The sequence below is a fragment of the Bacillus sp. 2B09 genome, assembly GCF_003946835.1.
GTDB classification, from domain to species: domain Bacteria; phylum Bacillota; class Bacilli; order Bacillales; family Bacillaceae; genus Bacillus; species Bacillus altitudinis.
Map to the genome: position 1 here is coordinate 254,368 of NZ_RPSG01000003.1, position 14,957 is coordinate 269,324.

The window sequence follows — 14,957 nt, forward strand, 5'->3', positions numbered from 1 at the left end:
TGCCATAATCATTAAAAAAACAAAAAGCTTGAGAAATGAGCACATTGGTCATGCGTTGATCACAAAAAGAAATAGTACAATAATAATGTAGTAAAAAATCAATAGGCGGAAAGATTCATCGAAGTGCACGCCCTTTTATTAAGAATATATGACCAAAAAATTGTTAAATACTAGATAAAGAGCGAAAAAACAGTAATTCTATAGACTCATTTTGTAAAATAAAAACAGATTTGTTTGACTGTGTATCATTTCTGTTTTTATAATAATAACGTCAAAAAATAAGTGGATTAGCCCATTATATGGCGGCTATGCACGGGAGGTAATGAGGAATATGTCAGGAATTATTCGCGTAACCCCAGAAGAACTAAGAGCGACCGCTAAGCAATATGGTGTTGAAAGTCAAGAAGTGTTAAACCAAGTTGATCGTCTAAATAGAATGATCTCTGACCTAAAAGGAATGTGGGAAGGTGCTTCTAGTGAAGCATTCGCTGATCAATACGAACAGCTTAAACCTTCATTCATTAAAATGTCTGATCTATTAACAGATGTCAGCAATCAGCTTGATCAAACTGCAAATACACTTGAAAGCACTGACCAAGACATCGCTAGCCAAATCCGCGGCTAATCAAAGGGATTTCCTTTCTAAGTGTGAAAAGCAGAAAAAGCGCCGAGTCTGTCAGTTGATGCCGGCGCTCTTTCTATTTTGTGAGGTGGAAATTTGTGTATATCGATATTACCATCGACTTAAAAAACTATGATGGCAGTGTGTTTGATTTGAGACTATCAAATTATTTACATATTAAACAAGTCATCCATATCGCCTGGCAGGCAAAACAAATCTCACTACCTAAACGAGATGGCGGATGGGTGCGTGTAGTCAATAAGAAAGCTGTGTTTTCAGGCGAATATAAGCTGTCAGACTGTGGAATCACCACAGGAGACAGGCTGGAAATACTATGAAAGGACTTTTGTAAATGGCAGATAAAAAGAGTTCCTATTTAGAAGAACAATTAGAAGCAGTCATGAAAAAAGAGGAAGGCACTTACACCTTCATTTTTCAAAGAGAGACAATTAAACTCTTAGACGGTTTAGAAGCGGCACCGATTAAAGACATCAATCCTTCATTTAAAAAAGAGATCCAATTAACCGAAGGTGAGGTCATCATTTCGATTCAACCGCCTCCTGCCTATCAGGAATTTCGTTTCATCCATGCAAAGGATGAAAAAAGCAAATGGATTTTTTCATACCAGCTTGTCGATGCAGTGTGCAAACACGACGTGAAGCGGCTGCATCCTATTGTTTCTCCTGAAAACATTGTTTTTCATCAAGGCTTAGCGCCTGCATTTTTGCATTACGGGGTCAAAGAAAGCATCCCGCCATATGAAACCGACCAACAACGTTTGTTAAAAGAGGTCAAAGCCGTCATTCTTCGAGTGGTGGACCATGAATATCAGTTTCAAGAATATTTGGCTTATCATGATACGTTGAAATTATCTGAGCAGGCAAAGGAAATAAGTGATACACAGTCACTGGAAGAATTGTCTGCTTTGATTCAACAAAAAATAGAAGCCATCGAAGCAAAAGAAAAGACGCTCTTAACCATTCCAAAAAAGAAATGGAAGATTGAACGATACATTGGACTTGGTCTCCTTGTTCTTTTGATTCCTGCATTGGTGTATACCATTTACACGTTCTTTTTCGCCATGCCGAAACAAGAAGCGTATGTGGAAGCGAACAAATATTATCTCAACAAACAGTACAGCCAAGTGGTGGATACGCTCGAAAAATACAAAGCCGATCAAATGCCAGTCTCTCTTCAATATGAACTGGCCATTTCGTATGTGCAAACGAATCAAGGGAATCTATTGCTTGACCAGCACAAAAAAGAAATCACGGATACGTACACATTGCAGACAGACCCGCAATACTTCCTGTTCTGGATTCATATTGGACAAGGCAATAGCAAGGAAGCTCTGGATATTGCAAGGGTGCTCGGGGACGACCGATACATATTCACAGCACTCGTCGCCTACCGCAATGAAATTCAAAATGACGACAGCCTATCTGCTGAAGAAAAACAAAAACAGCTAGATCCAATCATTAAGGAAATGGCGAAGTATGAAGAAAAAGAAACAACGGAGACGAGCACCAATGACTCCTCAGATGCAAGCCAAACAGATGAAACAGCTGAACAAAAAGAGCAGTCAAAAGCCGATCAGGAGAAAAAAGAGAAAGAATCTGATGCAAAAAAGAAAACCTCTCAGACGAAAAAAGATGAGAAAAAATAATTCTTTCGATACAACTGACAGTTGGTGCTGTCCGATGAGGAGGTGGAGCGTTTGAGTCTTCTATGGGTTTTTTATGAAGAAGATTATCAAACCGTCCGTTTAGATGAGCAGTTCAACCGGGAAGCTGTGATTGGACCTGAAATAGAGCATACAGTAACGATTCCTTCCCTTTCGTTTGATGAAGGATTGATTCGTTTATCTCCAGATGAAACGAATGACGGCTTTTCTCTTTATCAGGGCGAAAAAAAGAAAGGTCACTTACTTCCACATGAACCATATCAGGTTGGTTCACTCACACTCATGTTGATGGATTCACATCATGATCAAACCATTTATTACCTAGGAAATAGAGTCGAAGTGACTATTTCAAGTGAAGAAATAGATGAAGCGGATGTGTGGAAAGAAGAAGCCCATTCAATGTTTCAAAATGCCAAATCCTTCACGTTGGAAAAAATAGAAGGCGCTTGGTATGTGATTCCCCAAGATGAAACGATCTATGTGAACGGGAAACAGCTGCACGGTCCACAGCAGCTTCTTGCTGGAGATGAGCTGTTTTGGAACTTTTTGACGCTGTCATTGAAAGATGATGATTTATTGCAAGTAATAGCATTTGAATCATTTCAAACACGTTTAGAAAAAACAAGGCCGCCGAGTACCGAAACGAAACAAAAATATCCTTTATATAGACGAACACCACGTTTGATTTACGATCTGCCAGATGACCGGGTGTCTTTCAGCTTTCCTTCACAGGAGAGTGAAAATAACGGCAGAGGACTTTGGCTCGTGGTTCTTCCGCCGCTTGTCATGCTGATTGTCATGGGGATCGTGGCCCTTGTACAGCCGCGAGGTATCTTTATTGTCGTGTCGATGGCGATGTTTATTATGACGTTAATTACTTCGTCTGTTCAATATTTTAAAGAGAAATCACAGCGCAAAAGACGAGAAGAGAAGCGGCAACGCGTTTACTCTCTTTACTTAGAAAATAAGCGGAAAGAGCTGCAAGAGCTGTATGACCGTCAACAATTTATTTTAACGTATCATTATCCGTCTTTTGAACAAATGAAATATTTGACGTCAGAAATCAGCGGGCGTATTTGGGAAAAGACGCTTGTCAGTGATGATTTTTTACAGTTGCGTCTAGGGACAGGTGCAGTTCCTTCAAGTTATGAATTATCGACGAGCGGCGGCGATATGGCCAATCGTGACATCGATGACTTAATGGAACAAACACAGCATATGCAAAGCGTCTATCGCGAGGTAAAAGATGTACCGATTACGTTCGGTCTTGCGGACGGTCCAACCGGATTAATAGGAAAACCGGCAATTGTCAAAAATGAACTTCACCAGCTTGTCGGTCAGCTTGCTTTCTCGCACAGCTATCATGATTTGAGATTTGTTTTTATCTTTAATGAACAGGAGTATGAGAACTGGGAATGGATGAAATGGCTGCCGCACTTCCAACTTCCTCATACATACGGGAAAGGGTTTATATACAACGAACAAACACGTGATCAGCTCTTGTCTTCTATTTATGAAATTTTGCGAGAGCGTGATCTGGAAGAGGAAAAAGAGAAAAAAATATTTACGCCTCACTTTGTGTTTATCGTGACAAACCATGAACTCATTGCGGAACACGTGATTTTAGAATACCTAGAAGGCAGCCGGACGGATTTAGGCATCTCAATTATCTTTGCGGCAGAAACAAAGGAAAGCTTGGCAGAAAATATTTCAACGCTTGTTCGTTACATTAACGAAGAAGAAGGAGATATTCTCATTCAGCATAAGAAGGCTGTACGAATTCCATTTCAGCTGGATGCACATGAGCGAGCGGACAATGAGCTGTTTGCCAGAACCTTAAGAACATTAGATCATCAAGTCGGGATGACCAACTCGATTCCAGAAACGGTCTCCTTCCTTGATCTGTTTCATGCCAAACAGGTAGATGACATTGGCATTCGTGAAAAATGGCTGACATCTGAAACAGCAAAGTCATTATCTGTGCCTATTGGTTATAAAGGAAAAAATGATATTGTCGATCTGAATCTGCATGAAAAAGCACATGGCCCACATGGTCTATTAGCAGGAACAACGGGATCAGGAAAAAGTGAGTTTTTACAGACGTATATTTTATCCTTGGCTGTACACTTTCACCCGCATGAAGTGGCGTTCCTGCTCATTGATTACAAAGGGGGCGGAATGGCGCAGCCGTTCCGAAATATTCCGCACTTACTTGGTACGATCACAAACATTGAAGGCAGCAAAAACTTTAGTGAAAGAGCGCTTGCCTCTATTAAAAGTGAACTGAAGAAAAGACAGCGCTTGTTTGATCAGTATCATGTGAATCATATCAATGACTATACGAAACTCTATAAAGAGAAAAAGGCGGAACAGGCGATGCCTCATTTGTTCTTAATCTCTGATGAGTTTGCTGAATTAAAAAGTGAAGAGCCAGATTTTATTAGAGAGCTTGTCAGTGCCGCGCGGATTGGACGAAGTCTCGGTGTCCATCTCATTTTGGCGACACAAAAGCCTGGCGGGGTCATTGATGATCAAATTTGGAGTAACTCCCGCTTTAAAGTCGCATTAAAGGTACAAGATGCATCAGACAGTAAGGAAATTTTGAAAAATAGTGATGCCGCGTCGATAACCGTGACAGGTCGTGGATATTTGCAAGTGGGGAACAATGAAATCTATGAATTATTCCAATCGGCTTGGAGTGGTGCACCGTATATGGAAGATGGCTACGGATCAGAAGATGACATCGCCATTGTAACGGACACTGGACTGATCCCATTATCAGGGGTAAGTACAGAGCCGGCTGTGAAAAAAGAGACAGTGACGGAAATTTCCGCTGTTGTGGATGAAATTGAACGTATGCAGCAAGAGCTTGGAATTGAAAAGCTTCCGAGTCCATGGCTTCCACCGCTTGAAGAGCGGATTCCAAAAACACGTTATGCATCAAGTGAGGAGCACGTCTTCCATTTCGCTCTTGTCGATGAGCCAGATCAGCAAAGCCAGCATCCACTTTCTTATCAAATGATGGAGGATGGAAATATTGGCATCTTCGGTTCATCCGGCTACGGCAAATCACTTGCTGCAACAACACTGCTCATGAGCTTCGCAGAAAGATATTCACCTGAAGAATGGCATGCATATATTTATGACTTCGGTAACGGCACCTTGCTACCGCTTGCCAAACTTCCGCATACGGCTGATTATTTCTTAATGGATCAAATGAGAAAGATTCAAAAGTCGATGAAGCGTCTTCGTGAAGAGGTTGAATATCGCAAGCGTTTATTTAGACAGCAGGAAATGAGTCATATCAAAATGTACAATGCGCTGAATGAGAAAAAGCTTCCATTCATATTTATCGTGATTGACAACTTTGACATTGTGAAAGACGAAATGCATGAACTCGAATCTGAATTTATTCAGTTAAGCCGTGATGGACAGTCGTTAGGCATTTATTTCTTAATCACAGCGACTCGTGTCAACGCAGTCCGTCAATCTCTTATGAACAACTTGAAAACAAAGATTGTCCATTACTTAATGGATCAAGGAGAGGCATACTCCATTATTGGCAGACCGAAATTCAGCTTAGAGCCGATTCCAGGACGAGTCATTATCAACAAAGAAGAGCTTTACTTTGCACAAATGTTCCTACCAGTTGAAGGAGAGAACGATCTCGAATTGTTTGAGCATTTAAAACAAGAGATCCAGCTTCTAGATGCTCGCTTTGAATCAGCTGAAAAACCAAAACCTGTACCAATGCTTCCTGATAAGCTGACCATTTGGGAGCTAGAGAGTCGCTTAGAAGAACAAAAACAGCCGTATGACATTCCAGTCGGACTAGATGAGGAATCTGTTGCACCTGTTTACTTTGACTTGAAGAAGAATAAACACTGCCTCATCATCGGTCAAACGCAGCGAGGGAAAACAAATGTGACCAAACTAATGCTTGATCAGCTATTAGTAGCAAAACCTGAGAAGCTGGCCGTCTTTGATTCGATTGATCGGGGGCTCTCTCATTATGCAAAAGAAGAGAACATTGATTACCTTGAAACAAAGGATGATATCACAGAATGGGCAGAGGAAATAGATCGTTTATTCAAGGTGCGTGAAGAGATGTACGTCGAAGCTGTGCGCCGGGGAGAGACTGATCAGTTGTCGTTCTCTCAAATTGTGCTTGTGATTGATGGCATTACGCGTTTTCAGCAGACAATCGATCCACGTCTTCAAGATCAATTGGCTGATTTCATGAAGTCATATGCACACTTAGGCTTTAGCCTGATCGCGTCAGGAAATCATACCGAATTCAGTAAAGGCTATGATGCACTCACAAACGAAATCAAACAAGTTCGTCATGCCATGTTACTGATGAAAAAATCAGAGCAAAACATCATACCGCTTCCGTATGCAAGACAAGAACCAGAGATTCAGCCAGGATTCGGATATTTGGTTGAAAACGGGAAAGAGAAGAAAATCCAGGTTCCTTTATGTGCGGTAGAAAGGAAGAGTGTTCAATGACAGAGCAGCAAAAAAGCTCCATCAAAATCGTGTCGACCATGATACTGATTCTCGTCTTGCCGGTTCTATTTTTCCATCTCATTGGGGATGATCCGGCAAAACAGAAAAAGAATGCCACACGTAACATTGCCGTGGTCAATGAAGATATGGGGGCGAGCGAAAGTGAAAATACCGCTCGTTTTGGACAGGATGTGGTGGCGGCATTATCAGAGCGTCCAGATTACACATGGACAGTCGTCAATCGAAGTGCGGCAGAAAATGGCCTGAAAAATAGAAAGTACGATGCAGTTCTCTATATTCCATCTGACTTCTCTAAAAATGTGCTGAGCTATGATAAGGATCATCCAGAGAAGGCATCTATCCAATTCTCAATCCAAGATCAGCTCAATGCAGTGAATAAAGAAAAAGTACAAAGAGAGCTAGAAAATGCTCAAAAGAAAATGAATGAACAAATGTCGACTTTATATTGGAGTTTTGTATCACAGGAAATCGGCAATGTCAGAGAAGAGTTTGAGCATATTGTTGGTAAAGAGGTCGAATTCCAAAACACGATGTACAACTTCTATAAGCCAAATTCAAACAAACTATCTGATGCCGTCCAGCAGCAGAAGAAACAAATAGAAGAACTAAAAAATGCGATGGCCGACTCACAAAAACAGTATAAAGACGGTTTAAGTACAACAGAAGAAGCGAAAAGCCAGCTGAAGGATTTCGTAAAAGTAGTCGATCAATATCAGCAGTATCAAGACAAACAAAAGGATCTCTTGATCAAAGCGCAATCGACAAGTAAAAAACAAATCCAGCAAGGACTCAAACAGCTTGCGGAGATTCAAAACCAAAATGCCCGCAGCTTTAGCGATCAAATGGGCGGACTCAAAACCGATATCAATGGGGTCCAAAGTCAGCTTAAAACAACGGACAGTGCGATTCAATCTGTTCAAAAGGCAAGAGAAGACGCCATTCCTGATCAATCAAGGGGATTAACGAAACTTGTTCAGGAGTCCCAGGAAGAGCTGATTAGAGGTTATGAAGCTCAATATCTTGCATACATAGGGGATAAAATTACTCCGTTGCAAGAGCAATTGAAAGCTTCAAGAAAGGCATTGCGTGAAGCAGAGAAACCGAAAGAGGATCCGAATGAGGATTCGAATAATCAAGATGAAGACCAAAAAGATTCGTCAGACGATTTGAAAATCGATCTTGAAGAAGAGACGAAGGAATTAACTGAAATCTCAACAGAAATAAATCAAGTGGCAGATGAGTTGTCAGGAAATGAAGAAACGACACCTACTCCAGAAAATGGTGGAGAAAATCCAGACCAAACTGGGGAAACCAAATCAACGTCAGTTCAATCAAAAGAGCAACTAAAAGCACTGTCTCTAAAATTAGAAGAAGTGAAAAAGAATATCGAGGAGAAAACCAAAGCTCATAATGATCAATTACAAGGAAAAGTCGATCTTTTGAGTAAAGAACTAAAATCTTTAACAGATAAAATAGACAAACTAGAAGAAAAAATAATAAGAATAGAAACTAGCAACAATAAAAACATAAGTGATATAAAGAAGTTCATTATCAAACAAGAATCTTCCATTACAAGAAAATTAGAACGAATAGAAACAACTCAATCTCCATTAAATCAATATACATCAAAAATGGATAAACTTAGGGATTTCGATACAAATTCAGAAGACGCATCTGAATTATTAAAGTATTCAAATGAATTAGCACAGTATGAAGCATTACTTAACAGCTTCTACACACAGAAGAATACATCTTCTTTGATTGACACTAAACCAGATGAAATCCAGTCCATCCTTTCCATCAAAAAAGAAGAAACGGAAAACTGGGATACACTCAAAAATCAAATGCTGACGTCAAATGATGATGTGTCTACCTTTATTGATGAGATGCAAAAGTTCTCAGATGGCTACGCAGAATACATTTCGACTCAGCAGGCAAGCATGGAACAGGAATTAAATGCCATTTCTGAAAGTGCGGACAATGTAGCTGAACAAATGGCTGATCAAGGAGATGCGGTGTATACGGCAGACCTTGCGGGCAGTTCGATTGTTGTGAGTGCACAGGATTCAATTGGTCAGGAAGTGCTTCGTCTTTCTGAAAATATGAGTTCGTTAACCGACCGCCAAAAAGGGGTGGCCGATTATACGAATAATATTGAAGAAAGTGTCACAACCGTTCAAGAAAAAGCAGATACGCTGAACGAAAACTGGAGTAAGAATGTCAATTCTACGAAGCTTGTTCAACAAGATTTAAAGGGTATTTTAGGCAACACTTTAGACGATCAAGGCAACAGCAACTATGTGTATAACCATTTAGCCAATCCGCTGAAAATTAGCGGCGATGTGCCAGAAGAAAAAACGCAGACTGTACCGCCAGTAGTCATTTTGGTTATTGTGATGATCAGCAGTTTGTTGATTGGCTTTTTTAGCTCGTACTATGCGTCAGCGCCAATGCTGGTCAAAGGTGCACTGTTTGGTATTTTAAATCTGCTAGTCGGGCTCATGATCAGCCTGTTTGGACTCAACATTTACAAACTAGCTGATGACCAAGCCATTCAATGGTCGATCTTTACGATTTTGCTGCTAGTGGCATGCTCTGCCTTTATTCGCACAGCTTTCCTTTTCGGTTCAATTGCCGGATGGATGGCAGCAACGGCGCTTATATTCTTCTTTGTTGCACCGTTAATTGATTTGGTCATGCCAAACTTCCATTTTACAAATCCAGTGACAGATGTGTATTTGTCCATCCAATATGGAAATGGAGACAACTTTGGTATGGGCATCACAGGGCTATTGATTTTAACGATATTGTTCATGGTCATTCCACTAGTGAAGAAGCTATGGAAAGACAAAACAGAGGAACGTGATGTCACTCATGAGGCTTAATCTATTCGTCAAAGGGATGGCACTTGGTGTCATATCCCTTTTTCTCCTCAGTCCTGCTGCTTTTGCTGCTACAGGTGAAGATACGGATACGAATGTCAAGCCGAATGAATATCAAGAAAAGAACCTCAATATTAATTCGAGTATATTGAGGGATCAAACGAAATACGAACAAAGCAAAACAACATCTAAAGTCAAAACGGACATTCACTTTGCTGACCCGCCTAAGACCTCTGGTGGTCAACTTGCGCCGCAGCTTTTTAGTGATCTGAAAGACAATCCGCCTAAAACGCCAGCTCGTATGATGAAAGAGATGAATATCTCTTTCAGCGATTCGGCTGTATCAACGCCTTCTGGCGATGATCATGAAAAGCAGAGATCGGCGCTTCTACCAATCATTTTTGGCATCTTGATCGCCTGTGGCATCATTGTCATGATCATTCTGATTCCAAAGGTGAATGTGAAGACGGAAAAGAAATAGCCTGCCTTTTGAAAAGGGCAGGTTTTTCTTTATGCAGATTGCTTGATGTGAGACCGATTCACTATTTAAAATAGTGTTATCAAGGGAGGAGATTGTCATTCGAATTTCAATCGTCACAGGCGGATCAAAAGGATTTGGTTTAGCACTTGTCAAACAGCTACTTTCACGCGGGTATAACGTGTATACCGCTGCAAGAAGTGAGTCGCCACTATCCCATCCACACCTCACGCATTCACAGGTCGATCTCACTGATGAGGAATCGGCTGCAAAGTGGCTTCAGGGCATCTTGTCCTCGCAAACTCTCGCAGACGCTGATGACGTCTTGCTTGTCAATAATGCAGGAATGGTCACTCCTATCAAACGTGCAGGGCAAGGCGGAGAAGATACGCTTCATCAGCATTATACGCTGAACCTTGTCATCCCTGTTTTGCTCAGTCATGTGTTTGTGAGGGAGACACAATCTCTTGAAGGGAAGAAAACCATCGTGCATCTTTCTTCTGGAGCAGCTAAAAATCCGTACAAAGGATGGAGTGCCTATTGCAGCTCAAAAGCAGGGCTTGATATGTTTATGAGGACTTTACATGAGGAACAGCAGGACGAAGCATATCCTGTCACCACGTTTTCCTTTTCACCCGGTACGATTGATACGGATATGCAGGGAGAGATTCGGAAATCCTCCAAACAGGACTTTGAACAAATTGAACGGTTTCAGCAATTATATGAAACAGGTACGCTAAAGAGCCCAGATGAAGTGGCCGGTATTTTACTCGACCTTCTAGCAGATGACCCAGCTGGCGGTTGTGTATACGATGCCCGTGAGTATGAAAAAAAGCAGTCATAACGGCTGCTTTTTTCGTATTGTACAAGCAAAGACAGCTTATCGAGCATAAGCTAATCTTGAGACTCATCGGAAATATGACAGAACATTTGAGTTTCTTTTCAGAATATGTTAGGATGCTAAAAATATAGATAAGGAGGGGTTTCCATGAGAAAGGTTACATTAATGGATGTTTACACCCATCCAGTCGCTCAAAAATATTTAAATCGTTCAGGAAAAGCCCACGCCATTGCTTGTGCTTATCACGCATTCAAACTGGCGATGCAGGCGGGGATTAACCCGGATCTTGCTGTGAAAGCAGCACTCTTGCATGACATCGGCCACTATGAATGGTATACAGCAGGCGGAGAATGGGATTACGAGACATATAGACGGAATGATATTCATGCCATTAAAGGTGCAGAGCGGGCACATAAACTGCTCATACGGCTCGGCGAGGAACCAAAAGCAGCCAAAGAGATTGCCCTTGCGATTTTGCTTCACACAGATTCATATTTGCCAGAGGGCGACCTGCATAAGGACACACTCCAGCAAATTGTGAAGAAAGCAGATGAAATGGACGAAGAGCCTGGTGGACACCATCATTACAGACAAATAGATGAATCACTTGCGCTCAAAAAAATTGCTGATTTGGATGAGAAGGTGCAGCAGGCGCTTCAGCCCATGAAACGCTCTGTTTAATATGGAATATCTCCATGAATCGTTCCGTGCTGATCCACATACAATGTGCGAATTACAGTACGGTTAAATGCCGATGTCCCTGACGCAGTGAGACCTGTGTAATGAACCGTGACGGAATAAGCACCTTCTTTTTTTAATTGAACGCCTGATGAAGAGCTCGTTTTCAGTGAAGGGTCCTTTTGGGCATCTTTAAAATAAATGGTCTCTACAGTTTTGCTTAATCGTTTAATCAGCTTGCTCGAATGTGTCGATGCATCGCCTGATTTCGCTGCAGCCATTTTAATTTCTTCATTTAATGGTGAGTCAAAGGATACAAGCAGCAAATAAGGAGCCTTTTTTCCTGAATTCGATCGAATTGTCCATTTTCCAGGAACGGGTTTATTGATTTGCACATGGTGTGAATAGCCGCCTTCATATGGGAATGATGCTTCGGATGTCGTCAAATTGGTTAAGACATCTCCATTTGGCGCGACGATTTCCGGATTGGCTTCCTGTCTCTCATTTAACCACTGAATCGATAGGCCATTCGTTCCTTCCTCTACATAGAATGCTTCTGTTTTATCCTTTTCACTTTCTCCACCTTTCACATAAACGTTTGTATTTAGCTCCGAAGAGACTGGTTCTTGCTCTTGTTCGTCTTCACTTTCAGCGCTTGCGGTACTTGCACGCAGCTGTGCCTGAAATACGGGGAACATGCTTGTGCCGTTTTTGATCGAAAAGTGATCCCACTTTCCTGTTAAAATATTGTTTGCATATGCTAGCTTTGTGCTGCTGACCGTCACAGCGCCATCGTTTGCACCAAAGCTTTTTAAATACATGCCGCCTAAATAAAGCACTCCGCCAAAGGTTCCCCATTCTGAACCAGAATAGGTCACATATTTATGAGGAAACGTCTCCAGCCGGTCGGTTTCACTTCGAAAAGCTGCCATCATCCCGGTTTGCAGAGAATAGAGCGCGTCGCTCTTTTGTCCAAGGATTTGCGCAAGCCAGCTTCCGCCTTTGCTATAGGCTAAATCCGCAAGCGGCGTCCCATAATGTGGAGAGCCAAGTGTGATGACTTTCTCTACATATGGATGAGCGTTGTAATACACGAGTGCAGCCTGCGTATCCACTCCGCCTTTACTATGACCGATCACAATCAGTTTTCTACCGAAAAGTTCATAGATTTCTTTTAACTTTTCTGCTAATAGTTTTCCATTCTTTTTGATGTCCTGATCTGGATGTAAATCTATGAACGCGCTTTCGTATCCGTTCAGAACAGCTTGTTTTGCCATATCGTTTCGATCAGACCATGTGGAGGAAGAACTGTTTATGCCATGTACAAAAACAAGTGGGGGTTTTGACAGGTCTTTTTGTACCGGTTCTTCTCCTTTAAACCACTTCCCTGGTGTACCAGGTGCATCTCCAATTGTGCCTGCGTGCGCATAACTTGCAGAGGATAGTAAGAGCATGACAGCAACGATACAGATTAATTTTTTCAAGATCATTCACCTCTTCAAATAATTTAAGATGTTGGCAGCACCAATCTATTATACTTCTAAAAATTGTAAAAAAATACAGAATGTAAAAATACGGTAATAATGTTGTAGGTTTGCTGAGTGACACTCACATGGGTCATTGCATACGCTGTGGGTAAATACACAAGTAAAGGGGCAGGTAGCATGGCACAACAAGGAAGTCCACAGCTTGTTTCATTAGTTGATCCATATGTTTATCAAACATTGCAGAAAGTAGTCGGTATGAGATTGATTGTTCAAACAGTGAAAGATACAGTACGTGGAAAGTTGAAGGAAGTGATGCCGGATCATATTGTGATTGAGGCGGGGGCAAAATCAGTGTTTTATGTGCGGATCCAGCAAATCGTGTCGGTGATGCCTGATCACAGTGAAAGAGTGTAACAAGCAGACGCACAGGTGTCTGCTTTTTTCAATGCTTACAGAATGTATATCTGGAAAAAGTGCATGATATACCAATTGTTCTTTTTTTTTCAAAAAATATGGTTCTAAAACAAGAAGCAGTTGACAGAAGGTGGGTTGAATAGTAGTTTTTTAATAAGGTCAATACGTAACAGGAGGAGCATCTTTGTTAAAATCTAAAGTTCATTTTTGGACATTCCAAATATTACTGGTTTTACTGATTGTGTACGTATCAACAAAAGTTTCGTTTTTATTTCAGCCGATCATTTTATTTGCTTCAACGTTGTTTGTTCCTATTTTACTGGCAGGTATTCTCTTTTTCATCTTTAATCCGATTGTTCGATTTTTGTCGAAGAAGATACCTAGGACGCTCGCCATTCTGATTATTTATCTTCTATTCATCGGGCTTATCACGTTTGTTGTCAATGCTGCTGGACCTGTCATTGTCACGCAGGTGGGTGGACTTGTCAAAAGCTTCCCGGGGTATGTCACGGACATGCAGAAATTTATCAACGACTTCTCGCATTCTAAAACATTTACGTGGATGATGAACCAAGATTATGTGTCTGTTTCGAAGTTTGAACAGTCGATCGTTTCGACATTAAAAGATTTACCGGAAAATATTGCTTCCAGTATGTCGGCGGTGTTTGGCGTGATTGCGAATATTGCCCTCGCTGTCATTACCGTTCCATTCATTTTATTTTACATGCTAAAAGACGGGCATAAGTTTCCGGACAAGCTCGTTCAATTTTTGCCAATGCCTTACCGTAAGGAAGGATTGAAGATTTTTAAAGAATTAAACGATACGCTTGCTGCTTACATACAAGGGCAAATCGTTGTTTGTTTATTTGTCGGAGTTGCTTGTTTTATCGGATACTTATTAATTGGTGTGAAATATGCGCTCATTCTCGGCATCATTATTGCGGTGACAAACGTCATTCCATATCTTGGGCCATATCTTGGTGCGGCACCAGCTGTGCTCATAGCTTTTCTTGATTCGCCTGGAAAAGCGGTTGTGACTGTTATTGTCATTCTTGTTGTTCAGCAGATCGATGGAAACGTCATTTCTCCATTGATCATTGGAAAACGTCTCAACACACATCCGTTAACAATTATCTTGCTATTAATTGGGGCAGGAAGTTTTGGCGGAATCCTTGGCATGATTTTTGCCGTCCCTGTCTATGCGCTGCTGAAAGCCATCACACTCAATATTGTCAGATTGGTTCAGCTGCGTCAGCGCTCTCGAAAAGAACAGCATTTAAACGTTTAGGGCAGATGCACAACTTTTCCCTTTTTGCATAACATAACTCACATAAGCGAATA

11 protein-coding genes are annotated in these 14,957 nt (G+C 41.2%); 10 read left to right on the plus strand and 1 reads right to left on the minus strand.

Annotated features, from left to right (window positions below):
* The first annotated feature begins 331 nt into the window (after positions 1 to 331).
* The 8 genes from EBQ12_RS08790 to EBQ12_RS08825 all read left to right on the plus strand — a co-directional run bounded on the left by EBQ12_RS08790 (position 332) and on the right by EBQ12_RS08825 (position 11,718).
* Positions 332 to 625, plus strand: a complete 294-nt coding sequence (locus EBQ12_RS08790; RefSeq protein WP_003213769.1) for a WXG100 family type VII secretion target — start codon at positions 332 to 334, stop codon at positions 623 to 625.
* Between the two features lie 95 nt (positions 626 to 720).
* The gene (gene yukD / locus EBQ12_RS08795; RefSeq protein ID WP_008345897.1) at positions 721 to 960 is read left to right on the plus strand and encodes an ESX secretion system protein YukD; all 240 of its coding nucleotides are present in this window, start codon (positions 721 to 723) and stop codon (positions 958 to 960) included.
* A gap of 14 nt (positions 961 to 974) precedes the next feature.
* Entirely contained in the window at positions 975 to 2,288 is a 1,314-nt protein-coding gene (gene essB / locus EBQ12_RS08800; protein ID WP_007500453.1) for a type VII secretion protein EssB, read from the plus strand.
* A gap of 51 nt (positions 2,289 to 2,339) precedes the next feature.
* Positions 2,340 to 6,815, plus strand: a complete 4,476-nt coding sequence (gene essC, locus EBQ12_RS08805) for a type VII secretion protein EssC (RefSeq protein ID WP_060832604.1) — start codon at positions 2,340 to 2,342, stop codon at positions 6,813 to 6,815.
* On the plus strand, positions 6,812 to 9,721 hold the full coding sequence (gene esaA / locus EBQ12_RS08810) for a type VII secretion protein EsaA (protein WP_125589715.1): 2,910 nt from the start codon (positions 6,812 to 6,814) through the stop codon (positions 9,719 to 9,721). The genes essC and esaA overlap by 4 nt, the downstream gene beginning before the upstream one ends.
* The gene (gene essA / locus EBQ12_RS08815) at positions 9,702 to 10,199 is read left to right on the plus strand and encodes a type VII secretion protein EssA (protein ID WP_125589718.1); all 498 of its coding nucleotides are present in this window, start codon (positions 9,702 to 9,704) and stop codon (positions 10,197 to 10,199) included. Before esaA ends, essA begins: the two co-directional genes overlap by 20 nt.
* A 97-nt stretch (positions 10,200 to 10,296) precedes the next feature.
* Positions 10,297 to 11,040 carry a (S)-benzoin forming benzil reductase gene (locus EBQ12_RS08820; RefSeq protein WP_234884898.1) on the plus strand — a complete coding sequence of 248 codons (744 nt, stop codon included), beginning with the start codon at positions 10,297 to 10,299 and terminating at the stop codon, positions 11,038 to 11,040.
* Between the two features lie 144 nt (positions 11,041 to 11,184).
* Positions 11,185 to 11,718 carry an HD domain-containing protein gene (locus tag EBQ12_RS08825; protein WP_007500462.1) on the plus strand — a complete coding sequence of 178 codons (534 nt, stop codon included), beginning with the start codon at positions 11,185 to 11,187 and terminating at the stop codon, positions 11,716 to 11,718.
* Here the strand turns inward: EBQ12_RS08825 and EBQ12_RS08830 are convergent.
* Complete coding sequence (locus EBQ12_RS08830; RefSeq protein WP_125589724.1) at positions 11,715 to 13,199, minus strand: PGAP1-like alpha/beta domain-containing protein; 1,485 nt, start codon at positions 13,197 to 13,199, stop codon at positions 11,715 to 11,717. The genes EBQ12_RS08825 and EBQ12_RS08830 overlap by 4 nt on opposite strands.
* 180 nt (positions 13,200 to 13,379) lie before the next feature.
* On the opposite strand from EBQ12_RS08830, the gene EBQ12_RS08835 reads away from it, so the two are divergent.
* Together EBQ12_RS08835 and EBQ12_RS08840 are read left to right on the plus strand one after the other, a co-directional pair.
* A complete protein-coding gene (locus EBQ12_RS08835; protein ID WP_003213721.1) occupies positions 13,380 to 13,616 on the plus strand; it encodes a YuzF family protein in 237 nt (78 codons plus the stop codon).
* A gap of 184 nt (positions 13,617 to 13,800) precedes the next feature.
* The gene (locus EBQ12_RS08840) at positions 13,801 to 14,904 is read left to right on the plus strand and encodes an AI-2E family transporter (RefSeq protein ID WP_008345881.1); all 1,104 of its coding nucleotides are present in this window, start codon (positions 13,801 to 13,803) and stop codon (positions 14,902 to 14,904) included.
* The last annotated feature ends 53 nt before the right edge of the window (positions 14,905 to 14,957 follow it).

Excerpts from the sequence above, each read along its gene's own strand:
- EBQ12_RS08825 (WP_007500462.1), top strand. The coding sequence starts at position 11,185 with ATGAGAAAGGTTACATTAATGGATGTTTACACCCATCCAGTCGCTCAA.
- esaA (WP_125589715.1), top strand. The coding sequence starts at position 6,812 with ATGACAGAGCAGCAAAAAAGCTCCATCAAAATCGTGTCGACCATGATA.
- EBQ12_RS08790 (WP_003213769.1), top strand. The coding sequence starts at position 332 with ATGTCAGGAATTATTCGCGTAACCCCAGAAGAACTAAGAGCGACCGCT.
- EBQ12_RS08835 (WP_003213721.1), top strand. The coding sequence starts at position 13,380 with ATGGCACAACAAGGAAGTCCACAGCTTGTTTCATTAGTTGATCCATAT.
- essA (WP_125589718.1), top strand. The coding sequence starts at position 9,702 with ATGTCACTCATGAGGCTTAATCTATTCGTCAAAGGGATGGCACTTGGT.
- essB (WP_007500453.1), top strand. The coding sequence starts at position 975 with ATGGCAGATAAAAAGAGTTCCTATTTAGAAGAACAATTAGAAGCAGTC.